The 25465-nt window shown below is 57.9% G+C and carries 24 protein-coding genes and 1 tRNA gene; 14 read left to right on the forward strand and 11 right to left on the reverse strand.

The features are described from left to right. Window positions 1-97: 97 nt before the first annotated feature. Window positions 98-1360 carry a class I SAM-dependent methyltransferase gene (locus ACVW0B_RS11995; RefSeq protein ID WP_457491783.1) on the reverse strand — a complete coding sequence of 421 codons (1263 nt, stop codon included), beginning with the start codon at window positions 1358-1360 and terminating at the stop codon, window positions 98-100. An 85-nt stretch (window positions 1361-1445) separates the two neighbouring features. Between ACVW0B_RS11995 and ACVW0B_RS12000 the strand changes: the two genes are divergently transcribed. Both ACVW0B_RS12000 and ACVW0B_RS12005 read left to right on the forward strand, forming a co-directional pair. Continuing rightward, the gene (locus ACVW0B_RS12000) at window positions 1446-2264 is read left to right on the forward strand and encodes a hypothetical protein (protein WP_457491784.1); all 819 of its coding nucleotides are present in this window, start codon (window positions 1446-1448) and stop codon (window positions 2262-2264) included. Between the two features lie 351 nt (window positions 2265-2615). Next, window positions 2616-3569 (forward strand): PspA/IM30 family protein, encoded by a 954-nt coding sequence (locus tag ACVW0B_RS12005; RefSeq protein WP_457392067.1) that lies wholly within the window; start codon window positions 2616-2618, stop codon window positions 3567-3569. A 63-nt stretch (window positions 3570-3632) separates the two neighbouring features. On the opposite strand, the gene ACVW0B_RS12010 is transcribed toward ACVW0B_RS12005, so the two are convergent. Next, window positions 3633-4388: a 5'-methylthioadenosine/adenosylhomocysteine nucleosidase gene (locus ACVW0B_RS12010; RefSeq protein WP_414373278.1), complete on the reverse strand. Its 756-nt coding sequence runs from the start codon at window positions 4386-4388 to the stop codon at window positions 3633-3635. 221 nt (window positions 4389-4609) lie between these two features. Here ACVW0B_RS12010 and ACVW0B_RS12015 point away from each other — a divergent pair, with 221 nt between their 5' ends. The 5 genes from ACVW0B_RS12015 to nuoK all read left to right on the forward strand — a co-directional run bounded on the left by ACVW0B_RS12015 (window position 4610) and on the right by nuoK (window position 8451). Further along, a complete protein-coding gene (locus tag ACVW0B_RS12015) occupies window positions 4610-5074 on the forward strand; it encodes a YbjN domain-containing protein (protein ID WP_011432906.1) in 465 nt (154 codons plus the stop codon). A gap of 17 nt (window positions 5075-5091) precedes the next feature. Continuing rightward, entirely contained in the window at window positions 5092-5841 is a 750-nt protein-coding gene (locus ACVW0B_RS12020) for a lipoyl protein ligase domain-containing protein (RefSeq protein WP_457491785.1), read from the forward strand. 145 nt (window positions 5842-5986) lie between these two features. After that, window positions 5987-7336, forward strand: a complete 1350-nt coding sequence (locus ACVW0B_RS12025) for a TPM domain-containing protein (RefSeq protein ID WP_457491786.1) — start codon at window positions 5987-5989, stop codon at window positions 7334-7336. Between the two features lie 119 nt (window positions 7337-7455). Continuing rightward, window positions 7456-8064, forward strand: coding sequence for an NADH-quinone oxidoreductase subunit J (locus tag ACVW0B_RS12030; protein WP_457491787.1), 609 nt, complete (start codon window positions 7456-7458; stop codon window positions 8062-8064). Window positions 8065-8145: 81 nt separating this feature from the next. Continuing rightward, window positions 8146-8451 carry an NADH-quinone oxidoreductase subunit NuoK gene (gene nuoK / locus ACVW0B_RS12035; RefSeq protein WP_414328814.1) on the forward strand — a complete coding sequence of 102 codons (306 nt, stop codon included), beginning with the start codon at window positions 8146-8148 and terminating at the stop codon, window positions 8449-8451. 452 nt (window positions 8452-8903) lie between these two features. On the opposite strand, the gene ACVW0B_RS12040 is transcribed toward nuoK, so the two are convergent. After that, window positions 8904-9338 (reverse strand): hypothetical protein, encoded by a 435-nt coding sequence (locus ACVW0B_RS12040; protein ID WP_011432900.1) that lies wholly within the window; start codon window positions 9336-9338, stop codon window positions 8904-8906. A 201-nt stretch (window positions 9339-9539) separates the two neighbouring features. Here ACVW0B_RS12040 and ACVW0B_RS12045 point away from each other — a divergent pair. Next, window positions 9540-9613 (forward strand) — tRNA-Arg (locus ACVW0B_RS12045). A gap of 34 nt (window positions 9614-9647) precedes the next feature. Here ACVW0B_RS12045 and ACVW0B_RS12050 read toward each other — a convergent pair. From ACVW0B_RS12050 to ACVW0B_RS12060, 3 genes are all read right to left on the reverse strand, one after another. Continuing rightward, window positions 9648-10082 (reverse strand): type IV pilin protein, encoded by a 435-nt coding sequence (locus ACVW0B_RS12050; RefSeq protein WP_414407625.1) that lies wholly within the window; start codon window positions 10080-10082, stop codon window positions 9648-9650. Window positions 10083-10655: 573 nt separating this feature from the next. Continuing rightward, window positions 10656-11462 (reverse strand): FAD binding domain-containing protein, encoded by an 807-nt coding sequence (locus tag ACVW0B_RS12055; protein WP_457491788.1) that lies wholly within the window; start codon window positions 11460-11462, stop codon window positions 10656-10658. 89 nt (window positions 11463-11551) lie between these two features. Then, window positions 11552-11983: a DUF1818 family protein gene (locus ACVW0B_RS12060; RefSeq protein WP_414382812.1), complete on the reverse strand. Its 432-nt coding sequence runs from the start codon at window positions 11981-11983 to the stop codon at window positions 11552-11554. Window positions 11984-12072: 89 nt separating this feature from the next. Between ACVW0B_RS12060 and ACVW0B_RS12065 the strand changes: the two genes are divergently transcribed. The 3 genes from ACVW0B_RS12065 to ACVW0B_RS12075 all read left to right on the forward strand — a co-directional run bounded on the left by ACVW0B_RS12065 (window position 12073) and on the right by ACVW0B_RS12075 (window position 16488). Then, window positions 12073-13752 (forward strand): SpoIID/LytB domain-containing protein, encoded by a 1680-nt coding sequence (locus ACVW0B_RS12065; RefSeq protein ID WP_457491789.1) that lies wholly within the window; start codon window positions 12073-12075, stop codon window positions 13750-13752. 282 nt (window positions 13753-14034) lie between these two features. After that, on the forward strand, window positions 14035-15120 hold the full coding sequence (era, locus tag ACVW0B_RS12070; protein ID WP_457491790.1) for a GTPase Era: 1086 nt from the start codon (window positions 14035-14037) through the stop codon (window positions 15118-15120). 237 nt (window positions 15121-15357) lie between these two features. After that, on the forward strand, window positions 15358-16488 hold the full coding sequence (locus ACVW0B_RS12075) for an aromatic ring-hydroxylating oxygenase subunit alpha (RefSeq protein ID WP_414351202.1): 1131 nt from the start codon (window positions 15358-15360) through the stop codon (window positions 16486-16488). Window positions 16489-16501: 13 nt separating this feature from the next. Here the strand turns inward: ACVW0B_RS12075 and ACVW0B_RS12080 are convergent, their stop codons facing one another. Continuing rightward, window positions 16502-17746 carry an RNA-guided endonuclease InsQ/TnpB family protein gene (locus ACVW0B_RS12080; RefSeq protein WP_457491791.1) on the reverse strand — a complete coding sequence of 415 codons (1245 nt, stop codon included), beginning with the start codon at window positions 17744-17746 and terminating at the stop codon, window positions 16502-16504. Window positions 17747-18067: 321 nt separating this feature from the next. Here ACVW0B_RS12080 and tnpA point away from each other — a divergent pair, with 321 nt between their 5' ends. Continuing rightward, complete coding sequence (gene tnpA / locus ACVW0B_RS12085) at window positions 18068-18508, forward strand: IS200/IS605 family transposase (RefSeq protein WP_457491792.1); 441 nt, start codon at window positions 18068-18070, stop codon at window positions 18506-18508. Between the two features lie 171 nt (window positions 18509-18679). After that, complete coding sequence (locus tag ACVW0B_RS12090) at window positions 18680-19282, forward strand: glutathione S-transferase family protein (RefSeq protein WP_414409419.1); 603 nt, start codon at window positions 18680-18682, stop codon at window positions 19280-19282. Window positions 19283-19293: 11 nt separating this feature from the next. On the opposite strand, the gene ACVW0B_RS12095 is transcribed toward ACVW0B_RS12090, so the two are convergent. From ACVW0B_RS12095 to der, 3 genes are all read right to left on the reverse strand, one after another. Then, window positions 19294-20550: a BMP family lipoprotein gene (locus ACVW0B_RS12095; RefSeq protein WP_457491793.1), complete on the reverse strand. Its 1257-nt coding sequence runs from the start codon at window positions 20548-20550 to the stop codon at window positions 19294-19296. A gap of 88 nt (window positions 20551-20638) precedes the next feature. Then, a complete protein-coding gene (gene smpB / locus ACVW0B_RS12100) occupies window positions 20639-21103 on the reverse strand; it encodes an SsrA-binding protein SmpB (protein WP_011432891.1) in 465 nt (154 codons plus the stop codon). A 23-nt stretch (window positions 21104-21126) separates the two neighbouring features. Then, window positions 21127-22506, reverse strand: a complete 1380-nt coding sequence (der, locus tag ACVW0B_RS12105) for a ribosome biogenesis GTPase Der (protein ID WP_457491794.1) — start codon at window positions 22504-22506, stop codon at window positions 21127-21129. Window positions 22507-22666: 160 nt separating this feature from the next. Between der and ACVW0B_RS12110 the strand changes: the two genes are divergently transcribed. Next, on the forward strand, window positions 22667-23863 hold the full coding sequence (locus ACVW0B_RS12110) for an aspartate aminotransferase (RefSeq protein WP_414415961.1): 1197 nt from the start codon (window positions 22667-22669) through the stop codon (window positions 23861-23863). A gap of 3 nt (window positions 23864-23866) precedes the next feature. Here ACVW0B_RS12110 and ACVW0B_RS12115 read toward each other — a convergent pair whose 3' ends face one another. Next, window positions 23867-25075, reverse strand: coding sequence for a Coenzyme F420 hydrogenase/dehydrogenase, beta subunit C-terminal domain (locus tag ACVW0B_RS12115; protein WP_414390782.1), 1209 nt, complete (start codon window positions 25073-25075; stop codon window positions 23867-23869). Window positions 25076-25465: the final 390 nt, after the last annotated feature.

Consider the following 25465-nt stretch of genomic DNA (forward strand, 5'->3'; position numbering starts at 1 on the left):
CGGGATACCGCCATTCTGGTTGGAAACAAACAGAATGCTATCGCTGCATAGTTGAACAGTGATGTTCAGCAGTGTTCAGCGTAAATGTATCAGCTGCCTATTGCAGCATCAAAAAAAGAAAGTCTTCTAGGTTGGTTAGGAAGGTCAGCACCTCAGCGGTTGTTCGTTCTTCATCTGGGGATCCCAACTGGACGGCCTGTTGAATCAGCTCTCGAACCGGCGTTGGTCCTTGGAGCAGTGGCGCCAACCAGCTCACTTTCTCGGCAGGGATGCTGATCCGCCCGTGGGTGGCCCCTGTCCACTGCATTTCGTAGGGCCGCTTCTCTTGCAGGGCTTTGCTGTACTCCTGGCGAAAGCGGGGGTTGTCCATCAACAGGGGATTGAATTGTACGGATCCCGACAGCCAATCTTCGTCACTCCAAGGCAGCACCGGCGAAGAGCCGGCATGCTCCGCCCAAAAGTCGATGAGGCGATGGACAGGGCGAAGGAGTTCATACAGATGCAGCCGCTCCATGATGCTGAGGGTTGCCAACCGCTGCCGCACAAACTCAGGCACCTCTTTAAACAAAGACTCCACCGACCAGTCGGGCCTATCCACCAAGCTCAAAAAGCTCAACCCCGCCTGCTGCAACATGCGAAACAGGTCGGGGATCGTGAACCCCTTGTCGTTGGAGAGTAGGTAGTTGTTCATAATGGCCGCATCTTCGGCATAGTTGGCCGGGTTCCAGAACACCGCCTGGGCCACTTCTTCCCGAAGGGATCCCATGAACTCCCGCACATTCTTGGCCCCTACTGCTGGCGGAACGTCAAATTGCCCCACCTTTTGCAACCCCTCTTGCAGGCGGAAAAACACCTGCCGTTGGTAGCGGCTGTGGAGATTGGCCCGGATGATGCCATCGGGCTTGAGGACATTTTTCATGGCCCGCAGGCCCTCGGTGGGATCCTCCAGCAAATACAAAACATCATTGAGGCTAATGAAATCAAACTGGATCCCCAGGCGATCCAGCTCCAGCAGATTGAGGACATAAAATTCGGCATCTGTGAAGCCGTGGTGGCGCAGGCGTTCCTCGGTAAGCTTGACCGAAGCCGGAGACAGATCACAGGCAACAATCTGGGCCCCTGGATTGGCCTCGGCCATCATCAACGTTTCCCAACCGGAGCCACAGCCGGCATTCAACAAAACCTTGCCCTCTGGCGGGACGATAGCATGGGTGCGCAGGTACTGAGCCGTGGTGTAGCTCATCTTGAACATCTCCGGCAGGGCGTTGCGGGCCGTCTGCGAGAGGGGCACATTAGGGTAGGGCAGAGCCTCGTAAAGGCTCAAGGCTCGTTCCGAAGCGGAGAGGGCAGAGCTGGCCATAGGCAGGGGAAAGGCTCAACGGTTCAATTTATGATTGAGTGTAGCCCTGGTCGCGACAGCCTCAGGGATCCGCGAAGAACTTGCCATGACTGCTGCTTCCCTGCCCCGTCGTCGCTCTCGCTTCTCCCTGGCAGGCACTCTGGCCGCCGTTGGGGGGGCGTTTCTGTGTGGGATCCTGGTGGTGCGGCTGCAGTTGCCGATGCTGGAGCGGATCAATCTGGGAGAATTGGAAAATGCCGAGGCCCGCAAAAACCGCAACATTGCCCTGGCCAATACGCTGGGGTGGCTGGGCTACCGTAACTTGGGGGCTTCCTGGCTGTGGCTGGAGCTGATCCAGTACTACGGGGATGCACCGGCTCGCACCCTGACTGGCTATGGCCTGGCCTACGACTACTTCGACCACATGCTGCGGCTGGATCCCCATTTCCTCTTGGGCTACCGGCTCTCTAGTTTGGTGTTGGCCTATCGGGCCGGCCAGCCGGAAAAAGCCGTCGAGGTTTTGGATCGCGGCTTGCAGCAGTTCAACCCCCAAAACAACCCTGATGCCTGGCGACTCTACGTGGATCGTGCTCTACTTAACTTTATGTTTCTGGGGGACGCGGAAGCGGGCCGCAATGACTACTACCAAGCCGCTGCCTGGCGAGAGCAGGTGGGCCTGCCTGGAGATGAATTTCGCCAGTTGGGGGATAACATTGCCCGCAGCCCCCTCAGCCGCCGTTCCCAATTCGATGTTTGGCTGAGCGTGTATAACTCCACCACCGACCGGGATACCCGCCTGTACGTCCTGGAACAACTGGTCCAGTTGGGTACCGTGCTGCAAACGCTGCCTACGGGGGAGATCGAGATCCTGCCCCCTCCTCTGCTCGACTTCCCCGACGAAGAACCCTATCGCTTGCGCCTGTGATTTGATCCGGGGGACAAAGATTGCGCCTTAGGGCTGTGACGTTGCCCCAAAAGGTGAGCTAAACTCTAACCCAAATTAAGCCAACCCAACGGGCCGACTCTTCAAGAGCCGCAGCTTTCCGCTGGAATCCGCTGGAAAAGTTTGCCTCTCTCACGTGGAGAGTAGCTGGCCCTGCTGACTTTGCAATGAGAAATTGCAATGCGAAAACAGTGGCCAGCCCCGTAGCAAGTCCTGGAGACGGTCTGGGGTTCCGGTTGGTTCCCGAAACTTCCCTATCTTATTATTTCTTAACTTTTGTTCTTGTTCTGCACAATAGGAGTGACCCCCATGACCTCAAGAACTTCCCTTCTGATGACTGTGGCTGTCCTTTCGGGCAGTTGGCTTGTTCTTCCGGCGGCAGCACAATCTTCCGGGACGGCCCGGGTGCGGTCGGTGGTGGATGGGGATACCTTCTGGGCGGACTTGAACGGCAGGCCAACCCGTTTCCGTCTGGCCTATGTGGATGCGCCGGAGCTGACCCAAGGGCGCTGGGGGAAGCTATCCCAAGAGGCTCTGCAAAACTTGCTCCCGACGGGATCCCTGGTGCAGGTGGATACCCTCTATGTCACACCGGAAGGGCTTCACATTGCCCAGGTGTACAACGCCGATGGTTTGGTGAATTTGGAGATGTTGCGCCAGGGTCAGGCGGTGGTTTACGAGCGCTTTTTGCACGGGGCCAATCGGCAACGCTACCTAGAAGCCCAAGAGGCGGCCCAAGCGGCGCGGTTAGGCTTCTGGCAGCAACGCAATCCGGTGATGCCTTGGGAGTTTCGGGAGACGGCCACACAAACCTCGGCCTTTGCGGGGGTCAATGTTTTGGATGGTTCTTTGATTCGTGAAAATCCGGCGGCAGCTGCGGGTGTGGGGATTGCTACCGCAGTGGTGGTGGTGGGTCTGAGCAAAGTGCTGTGGAGAAAGCCCAGCCGACAGAGGGTGAGCATCCGGCAGATGGAGCGGGATCTGAAACAATTGCAGCGCAGCCTCACCACAACCCTGGCCAGTCGCAAGCAACTGGAACGGCGGTACGACGAAATTTTGCAAAAGGCCGAAGATTGGTTTGTCAGGGCTGAGAAAGCCAGCCAACAGAACCAGGATGACCTTGCCCGCGAGGCTTTGGTTCGGCGCAACCAGCACATGAGCGCAGCAGAAGCGGTTCGCAAATCTTTGGATGAAGTTGAAGCGCAGGTGGCAACCCTTCGCGAAGGCATTTCCCGCCTAGAAAGCCAGATCTCGATGGCCAAGCTGGAGCGGGAGATGAACAACTGACGCCAACGCGATCCAGCCCAACTCTTCCTTGGGAAAGGGGATCCCCGGATCCCCACAGTCGGGCTAAGGCAAGGAGGGGGGCAGGTTTTGCAGGATGGTGCGGACGACTGCGGCCGAGTTGAGCGCCGCCGTTTGAAAAAAACTCAAGAAATCCGTATCGTCCCCTGCATCGCTGACCGAGCGCACCAGCAAACAAGGGATCCCGGCTTCTTGCGCTACTCGCACCACGGCTGCCCCCTCCATCTCCACAACCAAAGCGCCGGTGCGTTCTCGGATTTGTCGGCGTAGGTCTGCGTCGGCCACAAACACATCGCCGGTGGCCACCAAGCCTTGATGAATGACGGGATCCCGGCCTTGTAGGGGGTGGAGAGGGATCCGCTCGGGATGGGCCACGATCAGGTCGTAGAGAGCGCTATCGGCTTCTGCCAAGGGGTGGCGCAACTCGGGAATAAAGTCGATCCCCAAAACAAAGCCCTCTGGACGCCCGGTGCCGAAGTCGTGCTCGATCGCCGCATGGGCCAGCACCACATCTCCCATGTGCAGGTGATCGGCCAAGGCCCCGGCCACACCGGTAAAAATGATCCCCTGCAAAGGGAAATGGGCCACCAACAGAGCCGCCGTGGTTGCCGCCCGCACCTTGCCCACTCCGCCTTGTACCACCACCACCGATTGCCCCGCCAGGGATCCCTGGTGGAACTGTCGCCCCAGATGGGTATGGATGGAGCAGGTTTCCATTGCTGCGGTGAGCATGGCCACTTCCTCGGGCAGGGCTCCAAGAATACCAATGGCTTTCTGGGGGAGATGAGATGGAGATTCCATAGAGCTTCCCTCAGGTTCTTCGAAAGACTTTTGAACAGGCTCTCTCTCCAGTTGGCGGGGGGGATCGCTTGCCCTCACCTGTCCGGCCACTTAGTGAACCATTGCCAACGGTTTCATTCTCGCCTGAGTTGAGGATCCCAAAGCGATGACCGGGTAGGTCGGAGTCTTAGGCGGTATAGCGGTATAGTTGAGGTGGTTGGATAGGGAATAGGGGGAAGACCATGGTCTACAGTGAGCCGCTCATGAGCACCTTTAACCCTTCGCCAGAGGTTTTTCCAGAGTCCGTTCGCTACGTTGAGGTTGTCTCGGCGGTGGTTTCCAGCCTCAAAGAGGATGCGGCCTACGAAAACCATGAGCAAGGTCACACCTGGAAGTTCACCTACGGCACGGCAGAAGTGTTCGTCCATCTGAGCGGCGAATCCCCAGAAGACACTCTTTTGGTATGGTCTCCCGTTCTCTCTCTGCCGGTGGCAGAACCGGCCAAGTTGATGCAGAAGCTCCTGGAGAAGAATTGGAGCGATACCCTAGAAGCGCGTTTTTGCATTTGGAACAACCAGGTGGTGCTGAACCACTACCGCACCTTGGAAGGGATCACAGCGGGCGAAATTTCCCGGGCCATCACCATTGTGGCCAGCTTGGCCGATGAATATGATGAGCCCCTCCAGGCCGAGTTTCCCAAAGTTTAGGGTCTGGCTTTGCCGGGATGGGATCCCAGGGATACTGGCTCCCCTACTGTGTGGCCCCTGGGGCCTGGCAAATGGAGCAGGATGCCTGGCTTCTGCAGCGGCTGCGCCATGACCCTCACCCCTGCCTGCGCTTTTATGGCTGGGATCAGCTTACCCTCTCGCTGGGACGGCACCAGGTTTGGCCAGATCCCCTGCCAGGGATCCCGATTGTGCGCCGACCCACGGGGGGAAGGGCGGTGCTCCATCAGGCGGCTGAGGATGCAGCAGAGCTGACCTACAGCTTGGTGTTGCCCCTTTCTTACTTGCAAGCCAGGTTGCCCAGTTTGCAGCGGGCCTGGGTGTACGACTTCTGTTGCCGCTTTTGGGTGCAGGGGTTGGCGGAGCTGGGCGTTGAAGTGGATCCGCATGTTTCTGCTCCCAGCCGGACGGATGGTCAGAACCGCCCAACCCCAAATCCAGGCTACCGCAACAAGACCAGTTGCTTTGCCTCCCGTACCCGTGCTGACTTGAGCTGGCAGGGCAAAAAGCTGATGGGCAACGCCCAACTGTGGCAACCTTGGGGGATCCTGCAACAGGGATCCCTCCTATTGCAACCCAATCTAGAGCTGTGGGAACGGTATCTGCCCGGCTCGCAGGTGATTGGTATCTACGACATTTGCCCCACGGCGCCAGGGATCCCTGCTTTGATCGAACATTTTCTCCAGGCCGCCCGGGAGTGCTTTGAAGTGGAATGGCAAGAAGAAGCCTGGCTCCCTTGGCCGGACTGAGGGCCGGTTGCTGTTAACAATTACTAGCAACAAGAAGCGGCTTGTCTCAACCGTTCCCCAACTCCCCTCTCTCCCTGGGAAAAGGACTGCCAGTCTAGCCGAGACAGCTGTGCTAGAACCTAGGCAGCGCTCAGCCAGGTAAGCCATGCCGAAAGTTTGGGCGGCAGTTTTGCTAGTTGTATCCCTGCTGCCGCAGCCCGCTTGGGCCATTACCCTTGAACAAGTGCCCAACCCCCGCCGTCAGTATGGAGGGTGGGTTTCCGATACCGCCAACATCCTCAGCAGCAGCACCGAAAACGAGCTCAACCATCTTATCACTCAGCTTGAGCAGCGCACCAGTGCCGAGATGGCAGTGGTTACCGTGCCGAATACTCAGGGATATGCAACACCAAAAGACTTCACCACGCAGCTATTTAACTACTGGGGGATCGGCAAGGCAGGCCAAAACAACGGGGTTTTGTTTCTCATCTCGGTAGGGGATCGGCGGGTGGAAATCGAAACGGGCAGGGGCCTGGTCGCTATCCTCCCCGACAGCCGAGTCCAGCAGATTATCGACCAGCAGATCCTGCCTCGGTTTCGCAATGGGGATTTTGATGGCGGCACTCTGGCGGGGGTGCGGCAGTTGACCTCGGTGTTGCAGGGCCAGCCCGTTGCAAATGTTCCTGCGGCAGCCTCTGGAGTTACCACCTCAACGATTGCAACTTCTTCTGGGGCAGTGGCCCAGGGCATTGATTCTTCCCTGGTGGAAGGGATCCTGCTGCTGCTGGGGATCATCATTTTGGGACTGGGGTGGCAGCGCTCTCGCATGCCCGTCTCTCTAAGGGCTGAGCGAGGGGGAAGACAAGTCCTCTCCCTGACACGCAGAGATCCAAGAATAGGTGCTGTGCTCTCTTCGGTTCAGAGCGACCCCATTCGTCTCTTCCTCTATTCGGGATCCCTCTGCCTTGGCGTGTTCCTAGGATTGTCCAGCGGCAACTGGCTGGGGTTCGCTCTGCCGGTTGTGGCTGCTATGGCCACTGACGGCACCTTGGGCCGGAAGCGTGGGATCCCTTTTCAGCCGGTGGTCTGTCAAGCCTGTGGTCGACCCATGCGACTCATCCAGCCCCAGCTTCTGGATAAGTACCTTCCCCAAGAGCATCGCCTGGCCAGGAGCCGCGGCAGAGCTCGCTACTACGGCTGGTTTTGTCCTACCTGTCAAGGAATAGCTGTGGTTGTGCGCGAAGGCACGCTCTCCCGACACCTTTACTGCCCTCGGTGCCAAGCCCTCACCCTCGACCTCACCACACAGGTTCTCAGGGAAGCCACCTATTCCTCTAGCGGCTTGAAGCTGGAAATCCTGAGCTGTCCTATCTGCGGGTACCGCAGCGAGCGAGAGGTGGTCATCCCCGAGCTCAGCGACACAGACACAGATTCAGACTTCGGTGGAGATTCAGGTGGAGATTCAGACTTCGGTGGCGGTAGCAGCGGAGGTGGCGGAGCGGGCGGCAGTTGGTGAGACCCAACTCTAGAGATTTCTCTATCGATCTGAAAAAGGAGTCGGGCTTCTCTTAAATCCGCCAGGACAGTACAGTGGTAAGGGAGCAGCAATAGAAACTGGCTAAGGACGGATCTCTCATGACCCTCGGAGAAGGCGTACAACTGGTTACGTTTGTGGTGCTATCGGCGATGGCCATTGGCTTCGCGCTAGGCGTGGTTTGGGCCCCCAGCATTGTCTATTCCGGTTTTCTGCTCGGGGGCGTTTTCCTGAGCATGGCCGGGTTGTATCTCCTCTTGAATGCCGATTTTGTGGCCGCAGCCCAAGTTCTGATCTACGTCGGCGCGGTTAATGTGTTGATCCTGTTTGCCATCATGTTGGTGAATCGGCGCTACAACTTTGCTCCTCTGAAGCTGGGCTGGCTGCGCAACGGAGTGACGGCGGTGGTCTGTTTGGGTCTGTTTGCCCTTCTAGCCGCGATGGCTTTGAACACCCCTTGGCCGCTGCAGCCGATCCAACCTTTGAGCAGTGTGTTGGTGATGGGTGGGCATTTCTTCAGGGAGTATCTGTTGCCTTTCGAGCTGGCCTCTGTCCTGCTGTTGATGGCTCTGATCGGTGCTATTGTGCTGGCGCGTCGAGAGTTTGTCATTCCCCAAGCCGGAGAAGGGGATCTGAGCTTGCTGGAGCGGGCCCGACCCCAGCTGGAATCAGAGTCAGAACGACCGGCAGAGCTGGTGAGCACCCGTTGAAGCTGACTGCTCTCGGCCATAAAACCTAGAGCTTTCCCGAGGCCCCTGTCATTGTGTATCTACATGGAGCTCATCGCGATGTTGCAACTGCAGTTTTTCTTGGTGGTGGCAGCGATTCTTTTCTGCATTGGTATTTACGGATTGATTGTGAGCCGCAATGCGATTCGCGTCCTGATGTCGATTGAGCTGATGCTCAATGCGGTGAACCTGAACTTCATGGCTTTCTCCAACTTTGTCGATTCAGCGATGATTCGCGGCCAGGTGTTCTCGGTGTTTGTCATCACTGTGGCGGCTGCCGAGGCCGCAGTGGGCTTGGCCATCGTGCTGGGGATCTACCGCAACCGCGCCACTATCGATATGGAGAGCTTCAACTTGCTTAAGTGGTAGCCTTTTTCCGTTGCTTATTTTGCATCAAGGCAAGGCTAGCAAGCTGAAGTCAAGTGAAGCCAGAATGCCTAAGTAAAGGAAAAGGATAGAGGGGTCAAGTGGTAATTTTTTCTGGGAAAAATAGGAGGGTGGCGAGAGATTGTAACCAGTATAGTCATTTTAAACAGGGATGAAACATTTCCGTTGTATTGCTTTCTAGCTCCCCTCTCCTCTGGGAGCGGTCACGGAGGCGAGGCGGAACGCTTGGGGAGTGTCCCAGTCTAGTTTGGAATGACTATAATTTGTAATTTTTTACAGAAAGAGGCGTTTTTCAAAAGCTGAGCTGGCACTTGTTCTCTCGTTTTAACAAGTTGGCCAGAAACTTCTTAAGCTTTCTCTACTCTGTAGGCACGCTCTTCTGGATCCAGCTGATCCAGCTAGACCAGGGCATGGGGTAAGACTACTCCAAGATCCTATTCTCCCTCGGGGGGTGCTGCCGCCTCAGAATCCAAAATGGCCCCTGCTCCGTAAGAGTCAATATCGATGGCCTGGGATCCACCGGCAGCCAACAGAGCCATCAGGGATCCCAACTGCCACCACACCAAGCCTGCCGTGCTCAACACTAGGATCCCACCGACGCAGGCGGCCAAGGCCATAGACAGGCCAAACACGTTCAGACACGCGGCCACAAACCCAGAGGTAAACAGACAGCAGAGGCTGTAGGTGAGGATCACCCCAGGAGTGCGGTAGCGAATTTGCGCTTGGCTATCCCGGTTAAGCTGCCAAAGGGCCACCTGGTATTCCAAATTGTCCTTGAAAATGATGCCAAAGATAACAGCAAAAAAGCTGAATAAGGCGATGGCAGAGTAAATGGGGGGATTGACGAAGGGATCAGAAAGGGATTCCATAGGGCTGACCTCGGTTTGGGATCCAAGTCCTTAGCTTAACACTTCTTAGCATCACAGAAGATGTCTAGCAGGTCAATGTCAACAACACAACCGATAACGCCAGACCCAGTTGGGGCATGATGAGAACTGGTCGGGTATCACCTCATCTGCAAAAGGGCTGTAATCTGAGATGGGGGCTAAGAGCAGTAGGATGTTCGACAAGGGGCTGTAGCTCAGATGGATAGAGCAAGCGCCTCCTAAGCGCTAGGTCGGCGGTTCAAGTCCGCCCAGTCCCGCTTCCTCAAGCCGCCAGACTCCTGCCTGGGCAGGTCAACGATAGAGGTTGCAGGAGTTGTGTAGGTTGTAGCCGGAGACCAAAACCTCTTGCTGGCGATCCCCAAGGCCGATGTCACAGCGCAGGGGATTCCCACCAGCAGCTGTGTAGGTGTGAGACTCCGTCATCCAACGCATGCCAGCTGGGCCAGGAGTGGGAGGAACAACTTCGGGGAGACGATAGTTGGGGGCTTGCCAGGGATCTTGCAGATAACGATCCCCGTGGATCCCTCCGAATTGAATATCGGCGTAGCTGGAAGGATAAACCGTAAAATCCATGCGGAAGATTTCTGAAGCGCGGCCAATGGTCGCCAAAGCTGTTTGGGCTTCAGCAACTCTGGAGCGGCGAATGTGGTTGAGCAGGTTGGGAATGGCCACCGCGCAGAGAGTACCGACAATCACGATGACCACCAGCAACTCGATCAATGTCATGCCACAAGGAGCCGCAGTGGCCAGACGAAAGAGGATTCTCCGGAGATACACTTCATGAGGGGAAAACCGACTCATAGCAGTTCCAGTCCCGCTTCGGGAGAAATCAGGCACTTAGCTAAACCCAAAAGAGCTTGCCCCAGTATTCCAGCCTTTCCTTGGTTTCAGGTTACCCTTTGCGGATCCAAAACTTTCCCTGTCAAATCACGCGAACTCCTGAATCCAAAACCTCACTGGCTATCAACTGTGGGTAAGTTTTTTATAAACTGGCCTCAAGTTTTAAGCTCAGATAAAGCTGGGTTCACTGTGAACTATTTTCGCGGTTGTCTGTGGGGTGGCACTGCCAGTTGCTACTGCCCCAAACTTTTATGTGTTACCCATTTTTGGAACAGCAACAGATGAATTTTTGCCTGTGGCTATCTCAATCCTATGGACGGGAATGTCAGACTTATGGTCATTTCGATTCAAACTGGGGCACTGACCCACGCCTAAAACCTTTACTTTCAGAGCGGCGGGAGCTTTGGCAGGATGAGTACGTCGTTCTCAGCCCCCTGTTGGGATGGGGCAATACCCCGATTAGCCCAAGATGTCTATACAGCGGCGAATCAATACCTCACTCATGCGTTGGCGGTAGAGGGCGCTGGCCTGAAAATCCGCGATCCAGCCGTGGGCTTGCTCTGCCAAAAGTTGGGGAAGATGTTCTGGATCGGGCCGGGATCCCATCTGGATCAGTTGTGGGGGCGAAAGGGCGGCATTGAGTCCGAAGCGATAATCGCCTGAGTCGGGATCGCGCGATCCGGCAACGATCACCAAGGCGGGATCCGTTTGGGTGATGCCGAGCTGCTGAAAGGTGCTGGGGCCGCGCAGCCGTTGGGCCGGGATCCAGATGGATCGCAAGGCTTCGCCCGGCTGCAGCAGAGTTTGTTGGGGGCCGGTTTGAAAGTCCTGAGCGGGGATGTGGCGCAGGGATCCCTGCAGATCGATCAGCGTGTAGGTGGCCTCAAGGGCGATCAACACGGGTGCTACGACACCGACACTCAGGGCCAGGTAGAGATTTCCCCCTATCGTTGCCAAGTGGGCCACCTTAAAAGAGGCCAAAGATGCCATTCCCTCGCACAGGGCGCGGATCCCTGGCCAATGGGGTGGCCAATCGTATTGCAACAGTTGCTGGAAGGTACAGGTTGCCCCCAGTTTTAACCCTTCTGCACTGATTTCCAGCTCGTTCCAGTCCAGAGGATGCAAATCGATCAGTCCCCGCAGGTGGGGTTGCGGCTGTGAGAAGAGCCAAGTCCCCCCGGCCAGCCAGTTCCAGCCGGGATCCCATGCGGTCAAGTCCTCAAGCTGTTGGGGACGAATGTAAGTGTGCAGATGGTGCAGATCCATCGGTTCTCTCAGGCGCTGAAGGGAATCAAGGGGTTGTAGCTTCGCCCCAAAAACCCTGGGCAGGGATCCAGACTGCAGGCTTCAGGGGGCTAGAGAGCTTCCTGAAAGCATTGGGCGAGGGCCTGGCATAGCTCAGGGACAACATCAGCAGGCCAAAAACCTTCTCCGCGCCGGCCTTGATGCAATTGCACGTAGAGGCCCCAGGCGGTGGCGCTGCCGCTGGCAATCAACGTCAAAGCAGGGCAAGTCTGCTCCAGCGTAATGCCCTCCTCCGCCATCAGTTGGGAGGCGATGGCCTCCATATCCTGCTGCAGGCGCTGCACCCCCTGCACAAACGCTTGCCACTCCTCCTGAGTGAGCTCCAGCGCCCAGGCTTCTCCCCCCACCAGGGCAACAAAAGGGGAACGGGTGGGATCCCAGCCCAGCCTCCAGCCGGATCCCTTGTGCAAAGAGGGGCGGCGTCCCGCCGTGGCGATTGGGAACCCGTCGTCGGGAACAGACATGCGAGGAAAAGCATCCATGGTGCTCCGCACCGCTAACGCGACCACTGCAGGTGGGCCAGAAAAGATGCGGGTAAAATCGACAGGGTGTGTTTTAGGATAAAGCGGCCATGGCCAGTTGTCAGCCTCCCACTGCCAAACCTCGCCGGTTTTCAAGGACTTCGTCCTGCAAGCAGAGCACCCTCATTTCCGGCTTGGGCCTGTTGCTGACGGCCTTGGCGCTCCATGCCGCCGACGCGACCGGCGTTGGCGAAGAGACCTTTGCCACGGCGGCCACCCCCGAAAACCCAATCCTGCATATAGGCATTTTGCAACGCTTTGGCCGTTCTGAGACGGATCAAGTGGAGCTGGCGGCGCCGACGGGATCCCTTCTCACCCTGGAATTCCCTCAAGCAGACGGCAGCACCCAGACCCAGCGAACGCCTCGGGTCAGCATCGGCATTGTCAATCGCGCCCTGACCACCCCGGAAACCGTATACCGTCTAATCCTCAGCAGCCACAAAAGCTTTGAGAGTGCCGAGGCCAATGCCAACCATTGGCAGTCTCTGGGCATCAGCACCGAGATCGCCCAGCCGCAAGAATGGCAGGTGTGGGCCAACCGCGCCTACACCCCGCAACAACTGGCCCAGATTCAGCAGTATGCCCAGAAAGAAGGGATCCCCCATGTGCGGCTCGAGGTGCAGGAGCGGCGAGAACGGGCGGAGCTGAGCTGGATCCATGAACACTTTCGCTACCACCGCACCCGCCTCAGGGTGACCTCTGATGCCGGCTATCTACGGGTGAACGACCACTACTATGCCGGATCCATCACCTTTCAGCCCAATGCCTACGGCAGCTACACCGTAGTCAACGCCGTGCCCCTGGAAACCTATTTGCGGGGGGTAGTTCCCCACGAGGTGGGGTCGGGGGCTCCCTTTGCCGCCATGGCTGCCCAGGCGATCCTGGCGCGCACCTACGCCCTCAAGAACCTCCACCGCTTTCAGGTTGACGATTATCAGCTCTGCGCCAATACCCACTGCCAGGTTTACAAGGGATTGACCGGAACCCACCCGCGGGCTGACGAGGCCATTCGCCAAACCAGTGGCCTGGTGCTCACCTACAACGGCGAGCTGGTGGATGCCGTTTATTCTTCCACCAACGGTGGCGTCTCGGCGGCCTTTGAAGATGTTTGGGACGGGGATCCGCGCCCCTACCTACGCCCGCAAGCGGATATTGCCCATCAACCGGGTAAGCCCTTGGATTTGCGACAGGAGAGCAGCTTCCAGGCGTTTTTGGCCCAGCGAGAGGGCTTCAACGAAGCAGGGGTATCCCGCCTATTCCGCTGGGAGTTCTCCCTATCTCTGGAGGAGCTGAACACCCAGTTGCGGGCCGGCCAAGACTACCTGGGGATCCCGATGCCCACCTGGAGCAGCATCGCGGGGATGCAGATCCTGGAGCGCTCCGCCAGTGGCCGGGTGCAGGTGATGCAATTGGACTTGCAGACGGCAGAAGGGATCCGCTCGATTCTTTTGCGCAAGGATCAGGTACGCTTGGCTTTTCCTCGCCTGTACAGCACCCTGTTTCGGATAGAGCCTCTGAAACAAGGGGAGCGATTGGCAGGCTATCGCTTCATCGGTGGCGGCTTTGGCCATGGGGTGGGCCTGAGCCAGTACGGCTCCTATACCCTGGCTCGGCAGGGGTTTAACGCGGCACAAATCCTGGCTTTCTACTACCCCGGCACCACCTTGGCCCCGCTGGGATCCCTATCCTTGCAGTTGCCTGCCGCCTCAGCAGCCTACTCTATCCGCTAGAGGTTGGGTGAAAGTTATGGCCGTTCGCGACAGCGGGACAGAGCCTTTAGCTTGTCGGGGTGTGGGGGTAGCTAAGCCCCGCACTGTACTCGTAGAGTCAGTGTCGGGATACAGATACCCCCACATGGTGTATGATGGGAGTAGTTGCACAAAACGGCTTTTGCCGGAATCTGGTGCAACTACGCGGTAGGGCATTCCGTGTCTGCTCGTGGAGGGTTCTTGCGTAGGCTCCCCGATGAAGCGAGAAGCCCACGCTGTACCCGTAGGGTCAGCGATGGGAGTATGTCACAAGAGCTACGAGAGCAGAGCGCCGGACATCCCCATTCTCCTTCAGACGGGAGGGATCCCTCCCCTGAGGGACAGGGATCCATTGGCGACGGCGGGACAGAGTCCTCCGCTGCTGCAGCAGAAGGGGAATCGGCGCCCGGTCGTGTCAGCAGTGGGGAACTGTCTGCGATCCCGGCTGCGCCGCCGGGGTTTAAGTCGGGGTTTGTGGGGCTGATCGGGCGGCCCAATGTGGGCAAGTCCACCCTGCTCAATGCCCTGGTGGGACAAAAGGTCGCCATCACCTCTCCCGTGGCCCAGACCACCCGCAACCGCCTGCAGGGGATCCTCTCCCTACCCCAAGCCCAGATCATCTGGGTGGATACCCCTGGCATCCACAAACCCCACCACCGCCTGGGGGAAATCTTGGTACACAACGCCCAGGCAGCCATTGCCGCTGTGGACGTGATCCTCTTCGTGGTGGATGGATCGGTGCCGGCAGGACGCGGGGATGCTTTTATTGCCGAGCGGATCCCTGCTGCTTCCCCCTGCCTGATCGTCTGCAACAAAGCGGATCTGCTTCCTCGGGATGCTGCCGTGCGCCAAGCTCACCAGGAGAGCTACCAAGCCCTGCGCCCCGGCGCTCCTGTCGTTTGGGTGTCTGCCTTGGATCCCAGCAGTTTGACACCCCTGATCCAAGCCACCATCGATCTGCTGCCCACCGGCCCCTACTACTACCCGCCGGATCTGGTGACGGATCAGCCGGAGCGGTTCATCATGGCGGAGCTGATCCGAGAACAGGTGCTGCTGCAGACCCGCGAGGAAGTGCCCCATTCCGTGGCCGTGACCATCGACCAGGTGGAAGAAACCCCCAACGTCACCCGCATCTTGGCCACCCTCTATGTAGAGCGGGACTCGCAAAAGGGGATCCTCATTGGCAAAGGGGGGGAAAGGCTCAAGCGGATCGGCCAGGCAGCCCGCCTGCAGATTCAAAAGCTGATCCTGGGCAAGGTGTACCTGGAGCTGTTTGTCAAGGTGCGGCCCCACTGGCGGCGCTCTGAGCACCTTCTGCGCGACTTGGGCTACAGCGCTACGCCCCCCTAGCGGGAATAAGCCATTTGCGTCAGCAGGACGGAGTTCTTATGCCCCCCTCTCCCCTTGTGGGTAGGAGACTGGGGTATTCGCGCGAGCAGCACAGCGTGCTTGGGGGGAATGCTTCAAAAATGCCTTAAAAATGCCTTGGATCTGCTTGGAATAGATGCCGGATGGGATCCCTGCGTTAGCTTGGATAGCAAAGCCTCTGGAGTCCCACAGCAGTTTTTCTTATCGCTGCTTTGCCCCATGACCGCTTTCTATCCCGCTACTGTTCAACCGGGCGCCCGCACCCTGCCTGGCCACTACTATGTTTCTTCCAGCCGCTTTGAGGCGGAGATTGAGCAGATTTTTTATCGGCAGTGGTTCTGCGTGGGGCGCAGTGCCGATCTGGCCCAACCCGGAGACTTTTTGCAGGTGCAGGTGCTCAGAGAAAGCCTGATCCTGGTACGGGATCCCAAGGGGCAAGCCCATGCCTTCTTCAACCACTGTCGCCATCGAGGAACCCGACTCTGCAGCGAGCTCCAAGGCCATTTTGCCGATGGGATCCCTTGCCCCTACCACGCCTGGCGCTATGGGCTGGATGGACAATTGTTGGCGGCTCCCCAGATGCACGAGGTGGAAGACTTTCGCCGTGAAGATTATCCCCTCCACTCCGCTGCCTTGGCAGAATGGGAAGGCTTCGTCTGGGTCAACCTCAGCCGCAATCCTCAGCCCTTCGATGAGGTTTTTGCCCCATTGCAAGGTCGTTTCCGAGAGTGGAACCTGTCTGCTTTGCGGCGAGGCCATCGTATTGAATACCACGTTCAAGCCAATTGGAAATTGCTGTTTGAAAACTACTCTGAGTGCTACCACTGCCCGCTCATTCACCCAGAATTGGCCCGCCTTTCGCCGGCTCGCAGTGGTCGCAACGACTTGATGGAAGGCCCCTTTTTGGGCGGCTACATGTTGCTCAATCCAGATGTGACCAGCCTAAACATGAGTGGCCAACGCAGCTTGCCCCTGATCTCCACCGTGCGAGGCGAGAACCAACGGCGGGCCTACTACTACACCCTTATGCCCAATCTATTCTTGAGCCTGCAGCCGGACTATGTCATGACCCACACTCTGTGGCCCCAGGGATCCGACCGGACGCGGGTTGTCTGCGATTGGCTGTTTGAGCCGGAGACCTTGGCGCTGGATGGTTTTGATCCCAGCGAGGTGGTGGAATTGTGGGATCGCACCAATCGACAGGATTGGCACCTGTGCGAGCTCACCCAGCAAGGGGTGGGATCCCGTGCCTATGAAGCAGGGCCTCTTTCCCATGCAGAAGGGTTGCTGCAAGCCTTTGGGCGGGAATACCGCCGGCAGATGCAGGAGTTGGAAGAACAAAGCTGGTGACATGCTCCCGCACTCATGCTGACGCAAAGCGCTCCGCGCCGCTAAAGCGAGAGAGTGCGGGCTTCTCAGTGACTCCTGTAAAGGACATTTCCTGAGCTTTGAGAACGGGATGCCCCACCGCCCTGTATTTGATGTTTATCGCCGCGTTGTGGTCTCGGCCTAGTTCCAGTCCACAATGCGGGCAAGAATGCCATCTGTCTCGAATGGTTTTCGGTACTTTTTGACCGCACTGAGAACAGTCTTGGCTCGTGCCTCTTGGATCCACTGCAATCGCCCTCAGTCCAGCTCTTTCAGCCTTGACTGCGAGAATTTGCAGGAATTGCCCCCACCCAGCGTCATAGATGGATTTCGCTAGTCGGGTTCTAGCAATGCCTTTGGTGTTGAGCGCCTCATACGCAATATGCTTCCCTTTGCTTACCAGCTTCTTGGCTACTTTGTAGTGGAAATCTTTACGCTGATTGGCCACCTTGAGGTGCGCCTTGGCCACTCGCCTCAAGGCTTTCTTACGACGGTTTGACCCTTTCTGCTTGCGGGATAAAGACCGCTGCAGCCTCTCCAGCCGCTTTTGGGCGCGGCGGTAATACTGGGGCACTGGGACGGACTCCCCTGTATCGGTCACCAAAAAGGAGTCCAGCCCCATGTCGATCCCTATCGTGTTCTCTGATGTTGGCGAATCGGGGGTTAATTCAGGGACAGATGCATCTTGCAGGCTTAATGTCACATACCACCCATCAGCCTTACGGGTGATAGTGGCAGTCTTGATAACAAACCCGTCAGGCAAAGGACGGTGTTGAATCAGTTTTACTGCTCCGATTTTGGGCAGATGAATGAACTTCCCCTGAAGGCAGTCCTGCTTCATCTGGGGAAAGGTGAAGGAATGATACCGGCCCGCCCCTTTGAATCTCGGCCTTCCTGCTCTCTTGCCGTTACGGTCGCCTTTCAGCCAGCGGTCGAATGCTTTGTGCACCCGCTCTATGCAGTTTTGCAGGACTTGCGAATGGATTGCTTGGTATTCGGGGAACCTTGCTTTGGTATTCACCAAGTCTCGTTTTTGGGAGTAGACATCCGGCCTGTCTTTCAGCTCAGGCAAATGACAGATTAAGGGGCAGGCGTTTATATCACAGCGGTTTTGTTCCCACCAGTTAAGCCGCTCTGCCAACCGATAGTTGTACTGCTTGCGCAACAGCTCCAGCCATTGCTCCATCAGGACAACTTGACTGGGCGTAGGCCGTAGGCGGTACTGATAGGCAGTCCTCATCTTAAGCGTGCTCAGAAACCGCTACACTGATTATAGCGCCAGCAGAGATTAGCTAGCTCGCCGGGAAGCCCCGCACTCTCTGCAACAGCAGGAGGATCGGGATGAAAGGCGGATATATTCTGTACTATAATCACTATAATCAACATGGTTGTACAAAACGGCGTTGCCGGAATCTGGTGCAACTACGCGGTGGGGCATCCCGTGTCTGCTCGCAGAGGGTTCTTGCAGTAGCTCCCCGTTCGTGTCAGCGGTGCGTAGCACTTTGAAGCGAGAAGCCCACGCTGTACCTGTAGGGTCAGTGATGGGAGTACGTCACCAGCCATGAAGCATGATTTCGTTTCCAGCGGCAGAGCTGTATCTGATTTGAAGGCACACTTGGTCTTAACCACCAAGTACCGTCGCAAGGTATTTACCGGCGAAATGCTGCAGCGATTACATGGATTCATGTATGACCTCTGCCGAAAGTGGGGCTGTAAACTTATTGAGTTCAACGGCGAGGCAGACCATGTTCATCTGCTGTTCCAGTACTATCCGCAGATAGATCTGTCCAAATTGGTAAACAACATCAAATCCGTCTCTAGTCGCAGGATGAGAAGCGAGTTTGCGGACTACATCAGCAAGATATACCGAAAAAATGTGCTATGGAACGAGTCTTATTTCATCGCTTCATGTGGTGGGGTAACAGTCTCGGTATTGCGCCAGTACATTGAAAACCAAGGTACTCCCGCCTCTCATCCCGTCCCAAGCGCTCCGCGCCGCTAGCGCGTTCGCTTCAGCGGGCCGTAGGCCATACGTCCTACGGACAGAGGGCGGGGCTTCTCGGCGGTTTAGCTAAAAAAGTGTTAGGGACAGAGGGTTTTTGTTGATTGGGTTGCCGTTGGCGTTGTTAGGACGAAGTTCTTTGTAAGGTGCTTTGGGCTGAGGTTAACCACAATGTTGCGACTGTACGGGATCCCAACCTCCGGAAATTGCTACAAAGTGGAATTGCTCCTCAAGCAATTGGGGATCCCCTATGAGACGGTTGAAGTCAACTCCAGGGCCGGAGAAAACCGCCGCCCCGAGTACCTGGCCAAAAACCCCCTGGGCCAGATCCCGGCTTTGGAACTGGAAGATGGAACGGTCTTGGCCGAGTCCGCCGCGATCTTGGTCTACCTGGCAGAAGACACCCCCCTCTACGGCCAAAACAAGTTGGAACGGGCCGAGATTTTGAAGTGGTTGCTTTTTGAACAAACCCGCATTGCCCGCTACATCGCCACCACTCGCTTCTGGGTGCGGGCCGGCCAAGCAGAGGCCCATGCTGACGTGATCGCCCAGAACTTGAAATCTGGAACAGAGGCGCTGGAGATCATGGAAGGCCATCTGCAGGGGAAGGTGTTTTTTGTGGGCAACCGCTACACCATCGCCGATCTCGCCCTTTTCACATACACCCATGTGGCGGAGCAGGGCGGGTTTGACCTCAAGCCCTTTCCCCAGATCCGAGCCTGGTGTCAGCGGGTGAAAGAAACCGACCGGTTCTTCCCCCTACCCGGAGCATGAAACATTTTCTCCTAATTGCTGGCTCCCTCCATGCCCTGCAGCAACTGGCCCAGATACCAAATCTCGACCTCGCTGGCCACTTCCCCCTCAGCCAAGAAGGGCGTGCCATCTTGAAAGTTGAGTGGCCCCTTGAAGAGCTGAATGCTGCCATTCCCCAAGCCGGCGATGAACTCCTCCAACTTAGCCCTATCTTCTGGCTCCAGGGCTTCTCCCATAATGAACCCCGCCGAAGACGTGTCCGGGTTGTTGATATCCGACCAGTCGATGGGCGGACGCAGGAATTGGCTCTCGAAGGTGCCCGCGCGAGCTGCCTCGATCAATTGCTTGTATCCTGGCCCCCAGTTGTAGTAGGAAACCCCCAGGCAAATTTCGGGCGCAAAGTTACAACCGCTGGCCAGGCCGTAGTGGGTGTAGCGCACTCGTTTTCCGGCCTCAGCAGCCCGCTTGCCTTGTACCGCCGCCTCCGGCGTATCCAACCCCGACATCACCACATCAAAGCCGCTGTTGTAAAAGTCATCGGCAACCTTGCTTGGATCCAAGGTAACCCCTGGAATGTTGAACCAGAAGCCAATCCAGGTCACCCGGAACTGCAACTCTTCAGGACGATCTCGGTAAGTTTCCCAGCAGTATTTGGCCCCCAAGTAAGCAGCAGCAGCGTAACGGCGGGTTTCATCGTTGATCAGAGGTCCCAATAGGCCAATTTTGCCGGTTTCGGAGCCCAGGGCTGCAGCACAGCCAGCCACCATGCGCATCGCTTCCATCTGGGGCATGATGTTGGCCAAGTTGGGCAGATCGATGTAATTTTTCCCCTCCTTCCAGGCCATGTCCCCAGAAGCATGGATAACCGCAATCTCGGGATGCTTGCGGGCCGTTTCAATCGCGTCGTCTTTGTGGTCATCAGAAGTAAAGATGATAACCTTGGCCCCTCGGGCGATCATGTCATCCGCCACCTGGGAGGCGCGCACATTGGGCCGATCCGCCGGGTTCACCTTATCCAGGTAATCAAACTCGACACCGGGCAACTTGGCCTTGACATATTCGCTGCCCTCCACATGGGCCTGGCTCCAGCCGCCATCCTGCATCGGCCCCACCAGCACCATGCCCACTTTGAAGGTCTCTTGCGCTGTTGTGGGGGTGGATCCCAGTAGAGCGGCGACTGCCAGGCCAATAGCCCAGCCTCTCGAGGGAGAAAAAGCGCGGGTAAGATTCCAGTTCACAGGCAGCTCCAACAGAACAGGGATCCAAAGCCGGAAGACTACATCCATCATCGGGATCCCGCTGCAGATCGCTGTATCTGAGAATACAAAAAGGCGCTTGGCAAACGACGTGGAAGCCAGCAGGGGCTCAGGGAGAAATTTATCGTTCCTTCAGTTCCCGCTGAATCTCCCGCTGGGTTTGCCGCTCTTTGATTGCCTGCCGCTTGTCGTGGAGCTTTTTGCCGCGGGCCACGCCCAGATGGGCTTTGATCCAGCCGCGGTTGAGCACCAGCTTGAGGGGAACCACGGTCAGGCCCTTTTGTTCCACCAAGCCCCGTAGGCGGTCGATCTCGCGGCGGTGCAGCAGCAACTTGCGGCGGCGGGTAGGGTCGTGGTTAAACACTTTGCTGGCGGTGTCATGGGGGGAGATGTGCAGATTGTGCAGCCAGGCTTCCCCATCCCGAAAGAGGGCAAAAGCGTCTTGCAGGTTGGCTTTGCCCGCTCGTATCGATTTCACCTCTGTGCCGGTCAGTTGGATCCCGGCCTCATAGGTCTCCAAGATGTCGTACTCGAAGCGGGCGCGACGGTTGTCAACCAGGGTTTTGACGTTGGGATCCACAGCCATAGGCTTTCAGTAGACCAGAGGGCCTAACGAGAGGTCAGGGATCTCTCCAATTTTCGCACCGCCCGCCCAACCAAGCGCTCGGATTTGCCGCGCCAGAGAAAGCGAATGGGGGTACCGGTAAAGTCCAGGTTTTGCCGGAAGTGCTTTTCCAGGAAGCGGCGGTAGTTATCCTTAAACAAATCGGGATCGTTGACAAACAGAACAAAGGTGGGGGGCCGATCCGCCACCTGGGTGCCGTAGTAAATTCTGCCCTGCTTGCCCTGGCGGTTGGTGGGGGGCGATTGCCAGGCAAGAGCATCCTGGAGCACTTCGTTGACCACAGCGGTGGGAACCCGTTTGCGGTGGGCGGCCACCACGGTATTCACCTGCTCAAAGATTTTGTGGGTGCGTTGCCCGGTGAGGGCGCTGACAAACAGGAGCGGCGCCCATTCGATAAAGTAAAGCCTGTCGCGAATTTCGCGGGTAAAGTCGTTGATAGTATAGGTGTCTTTGTTTTCTACCGCATCCCACTTGTTGACGATGACAACGCAGGCGCGGCCCTCTTCTTCGATGCGCCCGGCCAGCCTCTGATCCTGTTCGGTAACCCCCTCCAAAGCATCGATCACCAGCAGCACTGCATCCGAGCGCTGGATGGCCTTGAAGGCCCGGTTGATGCTGAAGAACTCAATGCCGTACTGCACGCGGTTTTTTTTGCGGATGCCGGCGGTATCGATGAGGCGATAGGGCTGCCCTTCCCAGGTGACCACGGTGTCGATGGCATCGCGGGTGGTGCCGGAAATGGGGCTGACGATGGCCCGCTCGGATCCTACCAGGCGGTTGAGCAGGCTGGATTTGCCGACGTTGGGCCGTCCCACAATCGAGACGGCAATGGGATCCGGCTCACCCACCGTTTCTTCGGTCACTTCGGGCAAGTGAGCCAGCACCGCCTCCAACAGCTCGGCTACCCCATTGCCATGAATGCCGGAACAGGGGATCGGATCCCCCAGCCCCAGCTCCCAAAAGGCTGCTGCCTGAGCCAGGCCCATCTGCCCCGACTCGCACTTGTTTACGGCCACCACCACCGGCAGGGGTTGTTTGCGCAGCCAATCGGCCACTTCTACATCGGCGGGTGTCAGTCCCTCTCGGCCATCCACCACGAAGATCACGGCCTGCGCCTCGGCCATGGCTGCCATCGCTTGCTGGCGAATGTGGGGCAGAAATTCGCTGTCGTCGCCAAAAACCAGGCCGCCGGTGTCCACCACCCGCAAGCGGCGCCCGTTCCACTCCACCTCCTGGTACAGGCGATCCCGGGTCACGCCGGGCTCATCGTGCACAATGGCCGAACGCACCCCCGCCATGCGGTTGACGAGGGTGGATTTGCCCACGTTGGGGCGGCCCACAATGGCCACAAGAGGTAGGGGCACTGTTGGCTCGTCGATAACTTGGGATATCTATCCTAGCTGTTCGGGATCCCGGATGCCCAAAGCCGCCAATCTCGATCATTGCTTTGGATGCAGGTCTGGCGGTAAGTTAGGTACCTATCCTCCCATCAGGCACCGGCTGTGCCCCTTCCCCATTCTTGCCATGAACCGCGCTCTCGTTCCCGCCCAGCGGCTGAACAAGCTGCCCGCCTATGTCTTCGCCCGCTTGGATGAGCTGAAGGCCCGCGCCCGCCAGCAGGGGTTGGATTTGATCGATCTGGGCATGGGCAACCCCGATGGTCCCACCCCACAGCCGGTGGTGGAGGCGGCGCAGGCGGCCATTGCGGATCCCGCCCACCACGGCTACCCGCCCTTTGAGGGCACGGCCAGCTTCCGCCAGGCGATCACGGATTGGTACTGGCGCCGCTACGGGGTGGAGCTGGATCCCAATGGAGAGGCGCTGCCTTTGCTGGGATCCAAAGAGGGGCTGACCCACCTGGCTCTGGCCTATGTGGATCCCGGAGATCTGGTGTTGGTGCCCAGCCCTGCCTATCCAGCCCATTTTCGCGGCCCCATGATCGCAGGGGGGCAGATCTACCCGATGATGCTGCGCCCGCAGAAAGGGTGGCTGATTGACCTGCAAGAAATACCGCCGGAAGTGGCCCAGCAAGCGCGGGTGCTCTACTTTAACTACCCCAACAACCCGACGGCGGCAGTTGCGCCCCGCTCTTTTTTTGAGGAGGTGGTGGAGTTTGCCCGCCGCTACGATCTCATCCTGGTGCACGACCTGTGCTATGCCGAGCTGGCTTTTGACGGCTACCGGCCCACCAGCCTGCTGCAGATCCCAGGGGCCAAGGACTTGGCAGTGGAGTTCCACACCCTCTCCAAAACCTACAACATGGCCGGCTGGCGGGTGGGATTTGTGGTGGGCAATCGCCAGATCATCCAGAGCTTGCGCACCCTGAAAACCAATCTCGACTACGGCATTTTTGCCGCCATCCAAAAGGCCGCCGAAACTGCCCTGCGCCTGCCGGATAGCTACCTGGAGCAGGTACAAGAGCGCTACCGCCGCCGGCGCGACTATCTGATCGGCCGCCTAGCGGAGTTGGGCTGGCGGATCGAGCCGCCACGGGCGACGATGTATCTCTGGATCCCTACCCCCCGCGCTGCCGACGGCACCCCTGAGGGATCGACGGAGTTTGCCCTGCGGGTGCTGGAATCTACAGGCGTGGTCGTAACCCCCGGCAGCGCTTTTGGAGAGGGAGGAGAGGGCTACGTGCGGATTAGCCTAATTGCCGATTGCGAGCGCATAGGTCAGGCTATCGATCGCTGGGCGGAAGCTGGGATCCGCTACTGCTGAGCCTCAGTCTTGCGGGAGTTGGTACTGCTCCACAATCCGCCGGGCGAAGGGGGGCACGTGCTGCTCCAACTTCTGGGGATAGTGGCGGCGCACGTAGAGGTAGTTGCGGGTGAAGTGGGAATCGATGGAGAAGCGGGCATATTCCAGGCCGCGCGGCCCAAAGCGCTGGATTGCCGCCCCCAAGAGGCGAGCCAGCCACATTGGCAAACTCAGGGCTTGGTCGTAGGCAGGGATCCCCTGCTGCACTGCCGCCCTCCGGGATCCCTGCGAGATCACCGGTTGGGTTTCCAGCTCCTCCCAGACTAAGTCCAACAGCTCTTGCCCCCGCTGATTGCGCACCAGCAGCCACTGCCAGCCCAAGGGGGATCCCATGTAGCCCACCACCAGATCTGCCAGAGCATTCACATAGTCAAAACAACTGAGGCAGGAGGGGGCAAACACGTCCTTGAGTTCTTTGGTCTTGAGGCCGAAGAAGGGCACCTTTTCCACCGAGCCATCTTCGTGTTTGAAGTGGATGTGGAAGTCTTGCATAAACTCGTAGTGCACCACCGTCTGTGGGGAGCGGCTGGTGGTTTCTAGAAACTTTTGCAGCCCGGCACGGCTGACATTGTCCACACAGGGCGTGCCCAACACGTACAGCTTCTCCAGGCCCAGTTTTTTTTCCACCGCCCGCAAAGCCTGAATTTGGCAGCCCACCCCGATCACCAATAGGCGCTTGAGGCCGCTTTGCTCCACCTGCTCCAACACAGACAAGTTGGGAGAAAGAGTTGGCTTGTTAACTCGCGCCGCCCAGACCGCTTCGGGGGTACGGGCCAGGATGGGCCGTGGCTGAAAGCGATCCCGCTCATCCGCCTGCACGCACACCACCCCTTCCACCAAGCCAGTGGTGAGGGCCTTCATGCCAATGCTGCTGACAATGCCCGTCCACTGGGCCCCCGGGATCGGATCCCGCTTGCGGGCTGTGTACATCGCCTCGTAGACACCGAAGTAATCGGTATCAGTGACGGCAAGGGATCCTGAGCGCAGCGATTCCCGGGATCGCCCGTGGGTCTGTTCTTCCAACTGGGTCAGTTGCTGGTCCAAGAAGGCACAGGCTTCTTTGACGTGGGCCACGTAGCGGGTATCGCAGAGGCCGCACTGGCTGCACAGCTCTTTGGCCGGATAGCGGCCGGAACGGATGGGCCGGGCTGGACGCGGTGAACGGGATCCCATGATTTCTAGTGTTTGCGTAAGCGGAATGGAGTCCAATGGATCTTTTGAGCTTTGCTGTTTAAGCTTTCTTTGAGATCTAAAGACACAGGCACCTCAGGCGTTCGCAGCAACGGCAACCAAGGTGCTCTCTTCAGTTTGCGGCCAAAACGGCAGATAGCGGCAAAGAACTTCGAGGGATCCCTGCTAAAGGAGCGCAAAATTTCAGCTAGAAATCGCAGGAGCCCCGCACTGTACCCGTAGGGTCAGTGTCGGGAGGAATGCGGAAGTTACGATAGAACCATGACCCAAGTCCTGGCCGTCTCCTGTAAGCTCAAGGTGTCCCAGTCGCAGGCCGCAAAGTTGGACGCGACCTTGGATGCCTTTGTGCAGGCGTTGAACTGGGTCAACCAA

It is taken from the genome of Thermostichus sp. MS-CIW-23 (assembly GCF_054059455.1).